At 62.6% G+C, this 16,809-nt stretch carries 18 protein-coding genes; 11 read left to right on the top strand and 7 right to left on the bottom strand.

Annotation, left to right across the window (positions count from 1 at the left end):
- Positions 1-39 precede the first annotated feature (39 nt).
- The 11 genes from nhaA (at position 40) to BLQ61_RS12935 (ending at position 10,471) form a co-directional block, all read left to right on the top strand.
- Complete coding sequence (nhaA, locus tag BLQ61_RS12985) at positions 40-1,392, top strand: Na+/H+ antiporter NhaA (protein WP_091571043.1); 1,353 nt, start codon at positions 40-42, stop codon at positions 1,390-1,392.
- Between the two features lie 191 nt (positions 1,393-1,583).
- Positions 1,584-1,796 (top strand): transcription antiterminator/RNA stability regulator CspE, encoded by a 213-nt coding sequence (cspE, locus tag BLQ61_RS12980; RefSeq protein ID WP_091571041.1) that lies wholly within the window; start codon positions 1,584-1,586, stop codon positions 1,794-1,796.
- Positions 1,797-1,889: 93 nt separating this feature from the next.
- Positions 1,890-2,906: a S1 family peptidase gene (locus BLQ61_RS12975; RefSeq protein WP_091571039.1), complete on the top strand. Its 1,017-nt coding sequence runs from the start codon at positions 1,890-1,892 to the stop codon at positions 2,904-2,906.
- A 575-nt stretch (positions 2,907-3,481) separates the two neighbouring features.
- Positions 3,482-4,129 carry a hypothetical protein gene (locus tag BLQ61_RS12970; RefSeq protein ID WP_091571036.1) on the top strand — a complete coding sequence of 216 codons (648 nt, stop codon included), beginning with the start codon at positions 3,482-3,484 and terminating at the stop codon, positions 4,127-4,129.
- Positions 4,126-5,253: a helix-turn-helix domain-containing protein gene (locus BLQ61_RS12965; protein ID WP_091571033.1), complete on the top strand. Its 1,128-nt coding sequence runs from the start codon at positions 4,126-4,128 to the stop codon at positions 5,251-5,253. The genes BLQ61_RS12970 and BLQ61_RS12965 overlap by 4 nt, the downstream gene beginning before the upstream one ends.
- Positions 5,250-5,483: a DUF2188 domain-containing protein gene (locus BLQ61_RS12960; protein WP_091571031.1), complete on the top strand. Its 234-nt coding sequence runs from the start codon at positions 5,250-5,252 to the stop codon at positions 5,481-5,483. Before BLQ61_RS12965 ends, BLQ61_RS12960 begins: the two co-directional genes overlap by 4 nt.
- Positions 5,484-5,639: 156 nt before the next feature.
- Positions 5,640-7,226: an Eco57I restriction-modification methylase domain-containing protein gene (locus BLQ61_RS12955; protein WP_245704055.1), complete on the top strand. Its 1,587-nt coding sequence runs from the start codon at positions 5,640-5,642 to the stop codon at positions 7,224-7,226.
- On the top strand, positions 7,223-7,996 hold the full coding sequence (locus BLQ61_RS12950; protein ID WP_217629404.1) for a PaeR7I family type II restriction endonuclease: 774 nt from the start codon (positions 7,223-7,225) through the stop codon (positions 7,994-7,996). Before BLQ61_RS12955 ends, BLQ61_RS12950 begins: the two co-directional genes overlap by 4 nt.
- Before the next feature lie 27 nt (positions 7,997-8,023).
- Positions 8,024-9,499 (top strand): GNAT family N-acetyltransferase, encoded by a 1,476-nt coding sequence (locus BLQ61_RS12945; protein ID WP_091571026.1) that lies wholly within the window; start codon positions 8,024-8,026, stop codon positions 9,497-9,499.
- Complete coding sequence (locus tag BLQ61_RS12940) at positions 9,459-9,926, top strand: ASCH domain-containing protein (protein ID WP_091571023.1); 468 nt, start codon at positions 9,459-9,461, stop codon at positions 9,924-9,926. The genes BLQ61_RS12945 and BLQ61_RS12940 overlap by 41 nt, the downstream gene beginning before the upstream one ends.
- Entirely contained in the window at positions 9,923-10,471 is a 549-nt protein-coding gene (locus BLQ61_RS12935) for an ATP-binding protein (RefSeq protein WP_091571020.1), read from the top strand. Before BLQ61_RS12940 ends, BLQ61_RS12935 begins: the two co-directional genes overlap by 4 nt.
- On the opposite strand, the gene BLQ61_RS12930 is transcribed toward BLQ61_RS12935, so the two are convergent.
- The 7 genes from BLQ61_RS12930 to BLQ61_RS12900 form a co-directional block, all read right to left on the bottom strand.
- Positions 10,428-10,670, bottom strand: a complete 243-nt coding sequence (locus BLQ61_RS12930; protein WP_091571015.1) for a DUF2274 domain-containing protein — start codon at positions 10,668-10,670, stop codon at positions 10,428-10,430. The two genes, BLQ61_RS12935 and BLQ61_RS12930, sit on opposite strands and share 44 nt — an antisense overlap.
- Entirely contained in the window at positions 10,667-11,959 is a 1,293-nt protein-coding gene (locus tag BLQ61_RS12925; protein WP_091571013.1) for a TraB/TrbI/VirB10 family type IV secretion system protein, read from the bottom strand. Before BLQ61_RS12925 ends, BLQ61_RS12930 begins: the two co-directional genes overlap by 4 nt.
- A gap of 2 nt (positions 11,960-11,961) precedes the next feature.
- On the bottom strand, positions 11,962-12,975 hold the full coding sequence (trbG, locus tag BLQ61_RS12920; protein WP_091571333.1) for a P-type conjugative transfer protein TrbG: 1,014 nt from the start codon (positions 12,973-12,975) through the stop codon (positions 11,962-11,964).
- A gap of 5 nt (positions 12,976-12,980) precedes the next feature.
- Complete coding sequence (trbF, locus tag BLQ61_RS12915) at positions 12,981-13,685, bottom strand: conjugal transfer protein TrbF (protein ID WP_091571010.1); 705 nt, start codon at positions 13,683-13,685, stop codon at positions 12,981-12,983.
- A gap of 45 nt (positions 13,686-13,730) precedes the next feature.
- Positions 13,731-15,101 carry a P-type conjugative transfer protein TrbL gene (gene trbL / locus BLQ61_RS12910; RefSeq protein WP_091571007.1) on the bottom strand — a complete coding sequence of 457 codons (1,371 nt, stop codon included), beginning with the start codon at positions 15,099-15,101 and terminating at the stop codon, positions 13,731-13,733.
- 12 nt (positions 15,102-15,113) lie between these two features.
- The gene (gene trbJ / locus BLQ61_RS12905) at positions 15,114-15,842 is read right to left on the bottom strand and encodes a P-type conjugative transfer protein TrbJ (protein WP_091571004.1); all 729 of its coding nucleotides are present in this window, start codon (positions 15,840-15,842) and stop codon (positions 15,114-15,116) included.
- On the bottom strand, positions 15,839-16,809 hold a 971-nt coding region (locus BLQ61_RS12900; RefSeq protein ID WP_139182750.1), incomplete at its 5' end, for a helicase HerA-like domain-containing protein. The genes trbJ and BLQ61_RS12900, both read right to left, overlap by 4 nt.

The following is a 16,809-nucleotide window of genomic DNA, read 5'->3' as shown; positions in this document are numbered from 1 at the left end:
GGCCATCACGCACACGACCCCACGCCATCAGGGAAACCCATGAATGACCCACGGCCCCACTCCACCGCACCCGTCCAGCTCCCCCGGGCATTGATCGACCGGATCGCTCCACCCTTTGTCCGATTCCTGCACATCGAGGCGGCCGGTGGTGCCGTCCTGCTGACGTTCACCATCGCCGCCCTCCTCCTGTCCAACTCTCCATGGGCAGATGCTTTCTTTGGCATCTGGGAAACACGCATCGAACTGCGGCTCGGAGAGTTCGAATTCGGTCGTTCGCTGAAAAGCTGGATCAACGACGGGCTGATGACGTTGTTCTTCTTCCTGGTGGCACTCGAACTCAAGCGCGAAGTCGTCCTGGGCGAGATGCGCAACCCGCGCATGGCAGCCTTGTCCATCGCTGCGGCATTGGGCGGCATGGTCGCGCCCGCATCCGTCTATCTGGCACTGCAGTGGGCGCAACCCGGCCAGCATGGCTGGGGCATTGTGATGGCCACCGACACCGCGTTCGTCATTGCCTGTCTGGCATTGCTCGGCAAGCGCATTCCGCACAGTCTGCGGGTGTTCATGTTGTTCCTGGCGATCGTCGATGACATCGGCGCCATCCTGGTGGTCGCTGTCGGATACAGCCACCACATGGACTGGCGCATGCTCGCCCTGGCCGGGTTGTGCATCGGCATCCTGCGCGGTTTGGCCGCCGCCGGCATTCGAAGCATCCCGATCTATGTCATCGCGGGCTGCGCCACTTGGCTGGCCATCGATGCGTCGGGACTTCACGCCACGGTCACCGGTGTAATCCTTGGGCTGATGACGCCTGCGAGGCGCTGGGTAAGCGACAGCCGGCTCTACGCGATCCTGGGGCAGGTCATCGCCCATCCAACGGGCAACCAAGGCAGCGCCCACACAAGTGATCGGGGAACCCTGCAGGTGGCGGAGATTGCCGCGCGCGAGTCGCTCTCGCCGGTCGAGCGCCTGGAGATGGCACTGCACCCGTGGGTCAGCTTTTGCATCATGCCGATCTTCGCTCTCGCCAATGCAGGCTTGGCACTCTCGTGGACGAGCGCGGCCCAGCCTGTCGCCGCGGCGGTGTTCCTGGGCTTTGCTATCGGCAAGCCAACAGGCATTCTTCTTTTCAGTTGGCTGGCTCTGCGTTCCGGCCTGGCGATTCGTCCTCCGGATCTGAACTGGGGCAGCATGGCGGGTGGCAGCTTTCTGGCAGGCATCGGCTTCACGATGGCGCTGTTCATTGCCAATCTTGCCCTGGTCGGCCCGTTCATGGACAGCGCGAAGATCGGCATCTTCCTGGCCTCGCTGTTCTCAGCGGTCGTTGGCCTGGCGCTGTTAGTGTGGTTGCCACGGCCACAGACTCTCGACGCCAAGGAAAATATAAGTTAGAGAAACCGGCACGCAAGGCGCAATGCGCGTACTATGGGTTCGTTGATATGTGCAAGGCATTCATTGCATCGGTCTTTTTCCGCTTCTCCCGGGTTCCTCCCGCGGCTGTGTCGAATCTCCTTTGATGATTTTCTTGGCGTCTCTTCGCCGGATGCGTTTTTGCGACCCGGTAACCTCGAAAGGAAATCAATATGACGACACAAACCGGAACTGTGAAATGGTTCAACGAAGGCAAGGGCTTCGGCTTCATCGCCCCCGACAGCGGGGGCAAGGATCTCTTTGCCCACTTCCGTGAAATCCAAGCCGGCGGCTTCAAGACCCTGACTGAGAACCAGCACGTGCAGTTCGAAGTCACCGAGGGAGCCAAGGGCCCCCAAGCCTCCAACATTCGTGCCGTGAGTTGAAGGCATTGGGCCTGATGGTCCAATCACTTCTCCACACCCACCTGCGAAGCGCGGTTCATCCGCGCTTTCTCATTTCTGAAAGGCATCATTGCCATGAAAAATCTGCAGGAGGCCACCGAGCGCATCTGCGAACTCAAGGGCAGCCTGATCGCATTGGACGCATTGCTTCCTTCTCTGCTGGAAGCATTACCGCCCGCTACCCATAACACTCTGGTGCGTTCGTTCGAAGCACATGCCGAAGCAGCTCGAACGGTCATTCTGAACACCCCCATTTCAGACCATGTGCTGGCCGCCTTTGAACGGGACATTGCCAGAACGCGCGCGGTGCTCGCCGGGATCGTGCAGCCACAGGGAAACGCCAATCCACGCCAGGCCGTCGAGGCCATTCTGCTGACCACGACCCATATCCACACTTACGCTGGAACGCGATTGTTGACCGGTGCAAGCGGCTTCTTCTTCCGCCGCGATGATCGATTGTTCCTTGTGACGAATCGGCATGTCTTTTGCGACGAGCCAAGCGAGCATTTTCCCGACCGCGTCGAGATCGAATTGCATACCGATGCGAGCAACCTGACCCAGTACGCGACCTTCTCGATACCCCTCTATGGAAACGGCCTCGCGCTGTGGCGACAGGCCGCCGACACGGGCGGCCCGGTGGACATCGCCACCATCGAGATCCAGACCAGCCGCCTGCCCGAGCACGCGGTGCTGCATGCCTTCGACCAGTCGCACCTTGACCCTAAAAATGAGGACGTGGCGATTGGAGACAATTTGATGATCGTTGGTTTTCCGCTGGGGTTCCACGACACGATCCATCACCTCGCCGTAGCGCGCAGCGCATCGATCGCCTCGGCGTACGGCGTGCGCTTCCAGCAACAGGGCTACTTCCTGACCGATGCCCGCACACACCGTGGGAGCAGCGGTGCGCCTGTCGTTCGACGCAGGAGCAAAGACCAAGAACGCAGGTCCTCTCTGCCGACTTGGCAGTTGCTCGGCGTGCATTCCACGCGCATGGACATGCGCACCCGCGACCTGATCAAAGATGAGTGGCTTGGACTCAATTGCGCTTGGTACGCAGATGTTCTGATGGTGCTGACCCAAAACAAATAGCGATCAGTCACCTTAACTGAAAGCGCGGGCCATAACGCACGCGCACTGTGCGTTCAGCTTCTGCCGAACAGCAGTTGGGCCTATACGCGAGCGAACTCGATTGCTTAGCTAAACCACGACAAAGCTCGCCCTGCTACTCTGTAGCCCTCCGGGCCCACTCCATCATCAACAGGCCACCCAAACCCGCGTGGTTAAAGGACTTGGCTGTGATCGACATGGGTCTCTACCGTCGCTTTTACCGTCAAAAACGCAGATCTTTTGCTGGCGCGGGAGATGGAGCGATTTGCGGGGCGACGACGTTTTCGACACCATCATCAATCAAGCTCAAGGATAGCCGGAAAGAGCCCGCCGAGCTGGGCCAACAGCAGCCGTAGATGCGCGCTGGCGCCGAGTCGGCGCTGGCCTGAACTGTGGCATCTCCGACGTCAAGATGACGCATACGCAATAACGGCAAAGGCGCCCTCTCGTCGCGTAAACAATTTCGCTAGGGGCAGGTCATCCAAACTTCTTGTTTTTCCACCTTGTTTAAGGTATAAAAACCGGAAGTTCCCACCCTGCGAGGCAGAAAGCTGACCATGACACAGATATACGTAGAAGAAGGCACCATTGAAGATCGCTTGGCGCAGTTGGGCCTCGAAGAAGATCGGCTCATCGAGATCGTACGCCGCGGATACGTCGCCTTCTCTTCCTGCACGCCGAACGATCCCCCGCTCTACCCTGGATTCAGTGCCTGGGCCGCCATGGTTCGTGGTCTGCGGGAGTATCTGTTGCCCGCTTGGTCGCGTTGCGACGAGAACAACTACTCGCTGGTCGTCAATTCGAGTGGCACTGTGGCCATCGCTGTGGCGACTGGTGACGATGCCACAGGCCGTGTTGACTGCAGCCCCACGACAAAATCATCGAAGGGTCCCAGCACTGCTGACGCAGTGAACTCCAACCAGCTGCAGCTGGAGCTTCCCTACGTCTTTGACGCGGCACCGGCGGCGGCCGACGACGGAGTCTCCGACGAGAAGCGAATGACTTGGATTCTCCTTGTCCATCGCGCTCGTGACGAGGTCCGCTGCGAACTCTCCTTGCCTACGTCAATGGGAACGGACGGGCGCGTCGATGGGTGGCGTAAACGGATCATCTTGAAGGCCATTCCGACAGACCCCGAGGTCATCGACATCACGCCGCCTCAGCCGTTGCCCGACATCTCCGTCGACGTCAAGCGTCGCGCATGAGTGCACACCGCCATTTCAATCCTTCCAGGCTGACCCTCGCGCGCAAGCGGCGCGGATTGACGATGACCAAGCTGGCTGCCTCGGTGGGAGTGGAGCCGCGCTCGGTGTCCGCCTATGAAAAGGGAGAATTCGGCCCGGACAACGAGCGCCTGGCGAAGCTGTCGTTCGCGCTCGGCTTTCCCGAGTCGTTCTTCTTCGGCGACGACCTGGATGAGCCCACGCCCGACATCGCCAGCTTTCGGGCGTTGTCAAAGATGACAGCCGGCCAGCGCGATACGGCCCTGGGATCCGGGGCGATTGCGTTGATGCTCAACGCCTGGATCGAAGCGCGCTTTGAGCTCCCCTCCTCTGACCTTCCAGACCTGAGTCGCGAAGGCAGCCCCGAAGCGGCCGCGCTTGCGCTTCGTCAGCAATGGGCTTTGGGCGAATTGCCCGTGAAAAACATGATCCACCTGCTGGAGGCAAAAGGGGTCAGAGTTTTTTCACTTTCGGTGGACGCCGCCGAAGTCGACGCCTTTTCGATGTGGCGGCAAAGCACGCCCTTCGTGTTCCTGAACACAAAGAAGTCTGCCGAACACAGCCGCTTCGATGCGGCGCACGAGCTGGGACACCTGGTATTGCATCGCCATGGCTCACCGCAAGGCAGAGAAGCCGAGCGTGAAGCGAACACCTTTGCCTCTGCCTTCTTGATGCCCAGAGCCAGCGTATTGGCCTATGCCCCCCGCATGGCCACTCTCGAGCATCTGATTCAACTCAAGAAGCTTTGGGGGGTTTCCGTCGCCGCCCTGACATACAGGCTCCATGCGGTTGGCGCCCTGAGCGATTGGCACTACCAGTCTCTGTACATCGAGCTTTCCTCCAGAGGCTATCGAAAGAAGGAGCCTGAAGAGGGGACACGGGAAACCTCCCAGGTGCTTCAGAAAGTCTTCGCAGCATTGCGCGATGAGAGCATCTCTCGGAGTGACATTGCCAGCGAGCTGCACGTAGCGGCGGAAGAACTGGATCAATTGGTGTTTGGGCTCGCGCTCACGCGGCTCAATGGAGGCAGAAGCAGTAGCGAAGGACGAGTTGGAACGCCGCCTCAACTTCATGTCGTGGGCAATTCGAAGGGAATACACAAATGACCAAGAAGGACATTCACGTGGTGCCACATGAAAGCGGCTGGGCCACCAAGAAAGAAGGTGCTGGACGCGCAGGTGTCGTCGTCGACACACAGAAGGAAGCCATCGGTCGCGCCCGCCAGCAAGCGATTCGAGAGCGCGTGGAAGTCGTGATCCACAAGCGAGATGGAACGATCCGCGACAGCGACAGCTATGGCAACGACCCGCACCCACCCAAAGACAAGAAGCACTGAGCCTCATCAGCAGATCGGATTTTTTGCATGCCGCCCCAAATAGCCGTACGCCAACGTGCGTTCCCCGACCTCTGTCCCGTCACAGCGGCTGTCGAGGCGTTGTCCAACGCTGGCGGCGTCGAAGAGAGAGGGGCCATCTTCACTCGGCGTGAGGTCGTGGATTTCATCTTGGACTTGGTCGGATACCGTGCCGATCGCCCCTTGCACGAATTTCGGCTTCTGGAGCCATCGTTTGGGGATGGCGACTTTCTGCTGCCGGCCATAGACCGCCTGCTGGCGGCATGGAAGGCAGCGGCGATGCCTCCCCCACAGGAAGCGCTTGGCGAATGCATCCGTGCCGTCGAGCTCCATCGCGATACTTTCGCACGCACGCATGCGGCGGTGATCGCGCGCCTCACCGGCCATGGCATCGCGGCCAGGTCCGCCGAAGCCATCGCGAACCGCTGGATGGTGCATGGGGATTTCCTGCTGGCCGACTTGCCAAGTTCTTTCGATGTCGTGGTCGGCAACCCGCCTTACGTACGGCAGGAAATGATTCCTGCTGTTCTATTGGCGGAATATCGCAGCCGATATGCCACGATCTACGACCGAGCCGACTTGTACGTCCCGTTCATCGAACGCTCCCTGCGCCTGCTCTCGCGAGTAGGCGCGCTCGGTTTCATCTGCGCAGACCGCTGGATGAAGAACCGCTACGGCGGACCGCTTCGCGCATTGATCGCGAAAGATTTCCACCTGAAGGTGCATGTCGATATGACCGACACGCCAGCCTTCCATTCCGATGTGATCGCCTATCCGGCCATCACGGTCATCACGAGGGAAAAGCCCGGTATCACGCGCCTGGCACGTCGGCCAAGGATCGACGCTCCCGTCCTGAACCGCCTGGCTCGGCAATTGACGGCAGCAGAAGGCTCACAAGACAGCGGTGAGGTGCGCGAGCTTCGTGGTGTCGCCATCGGCGACAACCCCTGGCTGCTGGAAGCGGCAGACCAACTATCTCTGGTGCGCCGGCTGGAACAGGATTTCCCCGCAATCGAGGAGACCGGCTGCAAGATCGGCATCGGTGTCGCCACGGGTTCGGATCAAGTATTCATCGGTCCCTACGAGGAACTCGATGTGGAGGACGATCGAAAACAGCCGCTGGTCATGACCCGAGACATCCTGAACGGCACCGTGGAGTGGCGGGGACTCGGCGTCATCAATCCGGCCGCGGATGACGGTGGCCTGGTCGATCTGGAACGCTACCCACGCCTGAAACGCTATCTCGATACCCGCAAGGCAATTCTCAGCCAGCGCCATTGCGCGCAGAAGACACCAGGCCACTGGTACAAGACCATTGATCGCATAACGCCGTCGCTGACACGCAAGCCCAAGCTCTTAATACCGGACATCAAGGGAGAGGCGCACGTCGTCTACGAAGAAGGTCGCCTCTACCCGCATCACAACCTGTACTTCATCACTGCGGAGCAATGGGACCTCCGAGCCCTGCAGGCGGTGCTGCTGTCGCGCATTGCCCGCTTGTTCGTCGCGACCTATTCGACACGCATGCGAGGAGGTTTCCTGCGGTTCCAGGCGCAGTACCTGCGGCGGATTCGCGTTCCCCGTTGGTCGGATGTCCCCGCGGAACTGCGCGGCAAGCTAGTCGACGCCGCCATGGCCCGCGACCTCGGAGCCTGCAACGCACATGCATTTGAACTGTATGGACTGACCGAACAAGAACAGGCTGCACTGGGAGGCGCCGCATGACCACAAAAATCAACATCGACACCCGCTTGCAAGAAGCCGTACAGAGCTACTGGGACGCCCGCGCCAAGAACAAGGAAAAGCAGGTCGAATCCGGCCGGATCGACGCCGGGAATCGTGGAGAGGTAACTGGCGGCACCCAAATGGGCGCATTGGAAATTCTGGTCGCCGACATCCTCTGCGAAGCAGGCCTGAAACGGCTGGACGTTCGCACCCGAACCGCCCTGGAACTTCCTGGGTACTTCCGCGCGACGAAGAAGTGGGACCTCATCGTCATCTCGGAAGGCCAACTGGTCCTGGCCATGGAGTTCAAGTCCCAGGCCGGCGCCTCGATCGGCAACAACGTGAACAATCGTTCGGAAGAAGCTGTGGGCAGCGCCAAGGACATCTGGACTGCGTACCGCGAAGGCCGGTTTGGGACAAAGGCTCCACCACCGTTTCTCGGCTACCTGTTCTTGCTGGAGGACAGAGACAGCGTCAAGGTGCCCGTCGCCAACAAGGAGCCCTACTTCAAGGTCGACCCCGTGTTCCGAGGCGAACCGTTCACGACGAAGAAGGGGGAAACCGGCTACAGGGGTGTCACTTACGCACAACGGTACGAACTGTTGTGCCGGCGGCTTGTGCTCGAGCGAATCTACAGTTCCGCTTGCTTCATGTTGGCCACCAACTCGAGGAATACAGTCATCTCGCAACCGGCAGAGGACCTGACATTTGCGCGGTTCACGGCTGCATTGCGAGGCCATGCGCTGACTTTTCTCGGCAGCCAGCCATAACTGGCCGTCGCCCGAGAAGGCTCCGTCTTGACGCAGCGACTGCGCTTCCTGCTCGACACGAATGTGTTGATCCCTCTTCAGGATTCTTTCCAGATCCTGGAGAAGAATCTCGCCAACTTCGTCAGGCTGGCAAACATCGGCGGCCACTCGCTGCTGTATCACCCGGCGACCATCACAGATTTCGAGCGCGATGCGGATGTGCAACGTCGTGAACGCAGCCTGCAGCGCATCAGGCAGTACCCTGCACTGCAAGACGTAGCGCCCTGCCCCTGGAATACAGCGGCGACCAGCGCCAACGACGCCTGCGACAACGAGATCCTCTACGCCCTTGCATGCGATGCAGTGCATGCGCTGATCACCGAGGATCGACGGCTGCACGCCAAGGCCCGCACGCATGGATTGGGTGATCGGGTCTACACCATTCAAACGGCGGAAGATTGGCTTCGACGTCTGCACGAGCCGCGCCAGGTCTTCTTGCCGAACATCGAAGATGTTCCGCTCCACAAACTGACCCCCCTGCTTCCATCTGAATTCTTCGACAGCCTGCGTGAGGGGTATCCGGGGGCTTTCGACGAGTGGTTCCGCAGCAAAGCGCGGGAAAACCGCATGGCCTGGGTATACCGGGACGAGAACGACACCCTGGCCGCTATATGCATCTACGCTGCACAAGTCGACCAGAAAATCACCGATGCAGGCGAACACCTATCCGGGCGGGCTTTGAAGCTCTGCACCTTCAAGGTGGGCGAAACCGTCAGAGGCCGAAAAATCGGCGAACTCTTTCTGAAAGCAGCCTTCCGCTATGCCACGGACAACGCGTGCGATCACGTGTTCATCCATGCCGACCCCGACAAGCATGATTACCTCATCAGCTTGCTCCACGACTTCGGTTTCGAAGAACGCGGCACGTACGCCAACGACCTTGTCTTGGTGAAGCCTCACCCCCGGCTTGCTCCCACGGACAGCACGGCGGAACCTTCTGACTACATCAGAAGGTTTTTCCCGCACTTTCGTCGCGACGCTCAAGTTCAGAAATTTCTGATCCCCATCCAGCCCGCCTTCCACGAAACCCTCTTCCCCGACTACAGCCCGCAACAGCAGCGGCTATTCGGCATGGCTGGCAATGTCGGCAATGCGATCAAGCTCGCCTATCTGTGCCATGCACCAACCAATGCGATCCACCCCGGAGATGTCGTTCTCTTCTATCGAACAGAAGATGAAAAATCCATCACCTCCATCGGTGTGGTGGATCGTTTTGAAATACTAGACGATGCAGCCAAGATCGCCAGCCTGGTCAGCCGCAGAACCGTCTACGCGCTCGATCAAATCGAGGAAATGGCCAAGCGCAAGACCAAGGTCATCCTATTTCGGCTGGTCGAGCACCTGCCCCATCCCGTTTCATACGATCGGCTCAAGCTCGAGAGCATTGTCACTGGCCCGATCCAATCCATTCGCAAAGTTTCAGATGTCGCTTTTTCCAAAGTGCTCGCTGCCGCCGGCAGGTAGGGCTGTTTTGCTATCGGTCAAGCCCAAGTATGCGGACCTCATCTCGTCCGGAATTAAGCGTGTCGAATTTCGGCGAACCTGGGCGGCAGAAGATGTTGGCCTGATCGCCGTGTATGCCAGTTCGCCTGTCCAGAGAATCGTCGCTCTCGTCGAGGTAGAAGACATCGTGCGTGGATCTTCAACCATGCTCTGGAGCCACTGCAACAGTCGCGGCGGGGCTCTTACCCGCCGCGAGCTCTTTGACTACTTCGATGGCAAGCCACAAGGGTGTGCTGTTCTGCTGGGTAGCGTGCAGCCGTTAGCCTCGCCTATCGATCCCAAGTCGCTTTTTAAGGCCTTCGCCCCACCTCAGTCTTTCAGGTATCTCTCTACCGCTGAGTTGAAAAAGATTCAAGGAAAAATGGTCACCAGCAAAGAGCCCATATGACGATATTCATCGCCGGAATCCACGGTGTCGGAAAGACTTATTTGGCGAAGCCTGCAGCCGAACGGCTTTCCCTTGTCTATGCAACTGCCAGCCAACTGATCCGTGAAGAACGCGGAAGCATCACCTGGGATAAAAACAAGCAAGTTGACGAAGTGGCCGAGAATCAGGCTGCCCTCCTCCGGGCGGTCAAAAGAATCAATGACAACGGCAACACACTCATGCTGGACGGTCACCTGGTTCTCAGAAAGTCCATCAACCAGCATGAACGTTTACCAGAAGCGGTTTTCCGCGACCTGAGTTGTGAAGCGATCATTTTGCTGACCTGCTCAACGGAGGTTGTGAAAAAGCGCCTGACTGAAAGAGGCGACTCCTCTTGGAGCACGCAGGAACTTGAAGAGTTCGCCAAAGCCGAAGCTGAACATTCCGAAACTGTAGCGGGCGCTCTTGAGATTCCATTGATCTGTCTATCTGAGCCCTCCATCCAAGACCTGATACAAGCACTCAGCGGCCTGCGTCCAAGCGCCCTGACGCCGCACGCTGCTTGAACCCTCGGTCTCGCATCATGAACGCGCCGAGCATGTGCGGGATCAGCGTCGCCGCATCGACCACCTCGCCATAAGTCTGGCCGTGCAGCGCGGCGTAGCGGTCGAGGTCGGCTTTCAAGCTGGTCGGGCACGCAAAGGTCAGCTTGACGCTCTCGGTCTTGGGCAGCGGCCCCAGCCGCAGCTTCTTCGTCGTGCTCATTGCGCAGCTCTCCGATTGAAGAACATCGGCTGGTACGGCCGCAGCACCAGATCGCGGTTGACGATGATGCGCACCGGCAGGCCCGGCCGGCTGGTCAGTGTGGGCTGGATGTTCATGTTGCGCCGAGTGATCTCCTGACCCACCTGATTGATGCTGTCCTGTGCGCTGTCGCGGCCGGCGATCACGATGCGGTTGCCGTCCTGTCGGTTCTCCGGCGCGGCCAGCTCGGCGCTGATGCCCAGCAGCGTCGTCAGCGCCGCGCCCGCGAAGATGCGGCCCCAGTGCCAGTCCACGCCGTCTTCCAGCCCGGCATACCCGGCGGGATCGGTGCCCACGAGCTTGTCGAGCGTCAGCGAGGACGTGTCGGGCAGGATGACGCGGTTCCACACCACTTGCACACGGCTTTGCCCATAGCTCACCTGGCTGTTGTAGCGGCCCAGGATGCGCGAGCCCTGCGGGATCAGCAGGAACTTGCCGGTGGCCGTGTCGTAGACCGGCTCCGTCACCGTGGCGATCACGTCGCCCGGCAAGTCCGACTTGATGCCGGTGACCAGTGCCCCTGCGATCACCGTTCCAGCCATCACCTGGTACGGCGAAGCCGGCAGGGTCAGGTGGCCGGAATTGCGGGTTTCCGCAGAACCGCCTTTGAGGAACGCCTCTTTCTGGTCTTGCCGGTTCTGCGCAACGGTCGGATCGGTTGCCGCTTGTGGTGCTTGTGGTGCTTGTGCGGCCGTCGATGCCGGCCCGGCGGCGAGTGGATCAAAGCCCGCCAATGGATGACCAAGCGAAGCCGAGGCTTGCGTCGCGGTGGCCGGCGCAGCGGACTTGCCCGAGCTGCCCGAGCGGAAGAACACCGACGAGGCCATCGCCGCATCGGCTTCCTTGCGCAAGGCATCCTCAGGGTCGTGGCCCGGCGCCGCATAGGCCACCGTCACCGGCTGCTGCGACTTCACGATGGCCGGGCCGAGGTCGCCCGGCAACGGCGGCCCGAGCTCCGGCACTGCGGCCGGCAGCTTCGAGTAGTCGGCCGGCAAGTTACCCAGCCCTTCCGACTTCGACACGCGATCCACGTTGTACAACTCGGTTGGCTCCTGGGTGCCGCGCCGTTGCGGTTGCAGAGACCAGATCGTGGCGCCAAGCACGGCGACCGACAGGCCGCCAACGAGCATGGCCAGCGTGCGCCGGTTCAATCGCGTGACCGGGCGCGGCTGCGCGCGCAGCGCCACCGCTTCGGGTGTCACCTTGGCCGCCTGCGGCGCGGCCAGGTCGGGAGTCTCGTCTTGGCTCATGCTCAGTTCCCCCGCGCTGCGCCTGCCACACCGTCCGTGCGCTCGATGCGCACCACGTCGCCCTTGTCGGCTCCCAGGCGCAGTTCTGCCGCGCCGAACAGCCGGTCCACGATGTAGTACGGCGAGCGGAAACGGTAGTTCACCAGTTGCCCATCGCCCTGCGCGCCGATCACGAACAGCGGCGGCAGCTCGCCCTGCGCAATGCCCGCCGGGAACTGGATGTAGACCTTCTCCCCGTCATCGAAAGCCCGCAGCGGCTTCCACGGCGGATTGCTGCCGCTGACCGCATACCGGAAACGGATCTTCTCCAGCGACAGTCCAGCGTCCACCGGCGCGGCCGCGCTGGCCGCCTGCGCCTGACGCTGCAAGGCCAGCATCCGGTCCTTCGGGTAGTCCCAGGACACCGAAGCCATCCATGCCTTCTCGGTCGAGGTCAGCTCCAGCAGGTACGCCCTGCGGCTGGTGGTGATGACCAGGTTCGTCTTCAACCCAGAGCGGATCGGCTTGACCATCACGTTCACGCGCAGATCGGCGCCGCTGCCGCTGGACGTGTCGCCCACGATCCAGCGCACGGTGTCGCCAGCGGCCACCGTCACAAGTTCCTCGCCGGGCTGCAGCGCCACCACCGTCACGCGGCCCACGGCCGCATAGACCTGGTACAGCGCACCGTCGGTGAAAGGCCAGACCTGGATGGCATTGATGTAGCCCTCGCGGGTGGGCGCCATGCGTGCCTCGGCATTGGCGCGCGACACACGCACCTTCTCGTCGGCCGGCTCCGGTGCCGCCGGGGCTGCAGCGACCTCCGGCAAGGGCTTCAACTGCGCCGGCATCGGCAACACCTCGGGCACGGCCACCACCTCCACCGGCTTGGGCGGCTCCGGCAGCGGCTGGGCCTGCACCGGCTCGTCGAGCGAAATCACCGGCGGCGGCGTGCCCTGCGTGGCACAGCCCGCGAGCAGCAGGGTCGATGCCAGCAGGATCACCGGCAAGGCGGATTTGCACAAAAGCGCATTCATGGCATTCATGGTTTTGTTCCTTCGGAAGAATCGAGTTCGCGGCTCCACGACAGGCCGTTGACGTAGATGCCCAGTGGGTTCTTGCGCAGGCGCTGTTCGGTGCGCGGCGTCTGCTGCACGATGGACACCACCGCGTTCCAGCGCTCGGTGCGGTCCAGCGCGCCGGTGACGAAGCGCTGCTCCGTCCAGCGCACGTTGAACGACGTGTCGCTGGCGCGGGTCACGCTGCTGATCTGCACCGTCACCGACTCCCTGCCGATGCGCGCGAACGGGTCGTGGGTGCGGGCGAACTCGTTGAGCACCACCGCGCCCTTGTCGGTGGTGTAGTCGTAGGCATCGAGCCAGTTCTGCCGCACCACGATGGGGTCGATGGAAAGCGAGCGCACCAGGCCGATGAAGCGGCCCAGGTGGTAAGCGGTCTGCGCATCGCTGGGCCGGTACGGCGTGGCGGCCTCACCCACGGCGCGCACCTGGCCCGCGTGGTCCACCTCGATGACGTAGGGCGTCACGATGGATTGCGCCGAGCGCCAGACCAGGCCACCGGCCATCAGCACGGCCAGCGTCAGGCAACCAAAGGCCATGAAGCGCCAGTTCTTCGCCTGCACGCGGGCCGAGCCGATGCGCTCGTCCCAGACCTGGGCAGCGGATTGATACGGGGTGGCAGGCTGCGGCGTATCCGCATAGCGCACCTGCGCGCGTTTGAATCGCATGGGCGTTCTCCTGGAACAAAGAAATCGAAAGGGATCAGCAAAAGATCAGTCCTCGCGCAGGCTCGGGCCTTGGCCCGAGCCACCACCATCGCCCCCGCGCAGCGTGTGGGCGGCGGTCGTCGCGGCATGGGTAAGCTGCTGGCGGCGATGCAGGCGCTTGGCCCAGGCGGGCTGTTCGGCGGGTGGCGGTGAGCCACCGGCATCGGCGCTGCCCTGCGGGCCACTCGATGCGGCACTGGACGGGGAAGACTCCGGGCGGAACGCAGCAGCCACGCGCTCCTTCATGGAGCGCGCACCCTCCGCCACCTTCTGTCCAGCGGCCTGCGCGCCCGTCCGGGCGACGTTGCCCACACCCGCCATCGCGCCCCTGGCGCCACCACCGGCAGCAGCAGAGCCGGCCTGGTAGGCCGACCGCGCACCGCTCGCCGCACTGCCGGCCGTGGAAGCCGCCGTGCGCGCGCCGCTGGCGGCCATGCGTGCGGCGCCGGGCGCCATGCGTGCCCCGGCCGCCACGGCGCTGCCCACGCCGGAGGCTGCGGCGCCCACGGCCACCGCAGCGCCCGCCGCACCCACCGCCGCCCCGGCCATCGCACCCGCGCCCAATTGCGGGGCGCCGGACACCAGCCCCGTCGCGATGCCTGGGCCGAAGATGCCCAGGGCCAGCAGCGAGAGCGACGCCAGCATGATCACCAGCGCCTGGTCGATGGAAGGCTCGGCGCCCGGCGGAATCGTGAACTCGGAGAACAGGCCCGAGCCGATGCCCACGATCACGGCCAGCACCAGCACCTTGATGCCCGAGGACACCACGTTGCCCAGCACCTTCTCGGCCAGGAACGCGGTCTTGTTCCACAGCGCGAACGGCACCAGCACGAAGCCCGCGAGCGTGGTCAGCTTGAACTCGATCAGCGTCACGAAGAGCTGCACCGCCAGCACGAAGAAGCTGAGGATCACCACCAGCCAGGCGAAGAACAGCACCACGATCAGGTCGACGTGCACGAACACCTCGGGGAACCCCGCCAAGTCGCCGATCTGGTCGAAGATCGGTGCTGCCGCGTCCACGCCCACCTTGGCGAGATGCCCCGGCTGCAGGAAGGTGCCCATGCTCAGGGACGAGCCGCTGGCCGTCAGGCCCAGGCCGGCGAAGGAGCGGAACACGATCCCCGCCAGCGTGTTGAAGTTGCCGATGATGTAGGCGAAGGCCCCCACGTAGAGCACCTTGCGCAGCAGCTTGGCGATCACGTCCTCGCCCTGGCCGCTGGCGTGGCCCATGGCCCAGAACAGGCCGGCCAGCGTCATGTCGATGACGATCAGCGTGGCCGTGAGAAACGCCACCTCGCCCTGCAGCAGCCCGAAGCCCGAATCGATGTAGCGCGAGAAGGTGTTCAGGAAGCGGTCGATGACCGTCACGTCGTCCATGGCCCGGCCCCGTCAGTTGCCGTAGAAGTCGACGGCATGCGGTGTGTAGGGCGTGCCTTCGCCCACGAAGCGCCGCCGCACCTCGCGCCCGCGTTCCGTGGCCGCCGCCTGGCGCGCCAGCTCCAGCGAAGCGGCCCGGTCCTGCGTGATCTGCAGCCGCTGCGTCTGGATGGACTGCTTGGCCTGCAGGGCCAGCAACTGGTTCGTCGCCTGCATGGCCTGCAGCGCGCCTTGCGCCGACTGGCTCTGGCCCACCAGGTCGGCCAGCACGCCTTCGTCCTCGCCCAGGTTCTGCGAGACCTGGGCCTGCATCTGCATGGTGGTCTGCAGGCTGTTCAAGGTGTTGCGCCAGCGCTCCTGCGCGTCGCGCACCATCTGGGCGCCGCTGACGGAGGCAGCGTACTGCTCGGGGTACAGGCGCAGGAACTCCCGATCCAGGTTCGCCACCTCGTAGGCCAGCCCCCTGGCCTGGGCGATCAGCCGCTGCGTGGTCGCCAGGTTGTTGCGCAGCCGGTTCACCACGCTGAACGGCAGGCTGGCCAGGTTGCGCGCCTGGTTCACCAGCATCTGGGCTTCGTTCTGGAGCTGGCGGATCTGGTTGTTGATCTGCTCCAGTGTGCGGATCGCGGTCAGCGCGTTCTGCACGAGGTTCGTGGGATCGACCACCACCCATTGGGCATGGGCGGTGGGCACGGTGCACAGCAGGGCCGCGACGGCGGCGGCAACGAGACGCTTCTTCATGGTTGGTTCTCCTGTGGATGGGATGGATGGGATGGACGGGACGCAGGGGATGGCGCGAGGCCAGGAAACGACGCCAGCAGATCGGCCGCCCAATCGAGGCCGCGATGGCGCAACCAGGCGCCTGCGAAGCCGGGCACGCCGGCGTCCAGCAGCACGCGATCCATGTCGCGCTGGTCCTGCGGCGTGGAGGCGCCCACGAAGGCCAGCGCGGCTGGCCCCAGGTCGAGATCGAACAGGCGGTTGCCCAGGCGCGACTGGTAGTAGTAGTCGCGCTTCGGAACGGCCGTGGCCGCGATCTCGATCTGTCGGCTGTTGAGCCCGAAGCCCTCGTAGATGGCTCGAACCTGCGGCTCGGTCGCCTGCGGGTTCGGCAGGAAGATGCGGCTGGCGCAGCTTTCGACGATCGCGGGCGCAATGCTCGAATCCTTGATGTCCGCGAGCGACTGCGTGGCGAAGATCACCGACACGTTCTTCTTGCGCAGCGTCTTGAGCCACTGGCGGATGCGCGCGGCGAACACCGGGTCATCGAGAAACAGCCAGGCTTCATCCAGGATCAGCAGCGTGGGCGCACCGTCGAAGCGTTCATCGAAGCACGCGAAGAGGTACTGCAGCACGGCCATGACGGCGGCCTTGCTGTGCATCAGTTCCTCCATCTCGAAGCACTGCACCGCACCGGAACCCAGGCGATCCGAATCCGCATCCAGCAGCTTGCCGTGCGCACCGCCCAGCACATAGGGCGACAGCGCCTGGCGCAGCGTGTTCGACTGCAGCAGCACGGAAAGCCCCGTCATCGTGCGCTGCTCCACCGGCGCACCGGCCAGGCTCCCCAGTGCCGACCAGATGGCCGCCTTCTCTTCGGGGCCAACCGCCACGCCTTCGTGCAGCAGGCGGCCTTCGATCCATTCGGCCGCCCAGGTGCGGTAGCCCTTGCGGTCGATGCGCGCCAGTGGCTGGAAGGCAATCTCTC

Source organism: Oryzisolibacter propanilivorax, from assembly GCF_900103645.1.
GTDB classification, from domain to species: Bacteria; Pseudomonadota; Gammaproteobacteria; order Burkholderiales; family Burkholderiaceae_C; genus Melaminivora; species Melaminivora propanilivorax.
The sequence above is the reverse complement of the archived record's forward strand: the minus strand, read 5'-3'. Positions and strand labels throughout refer to the sequence as shown.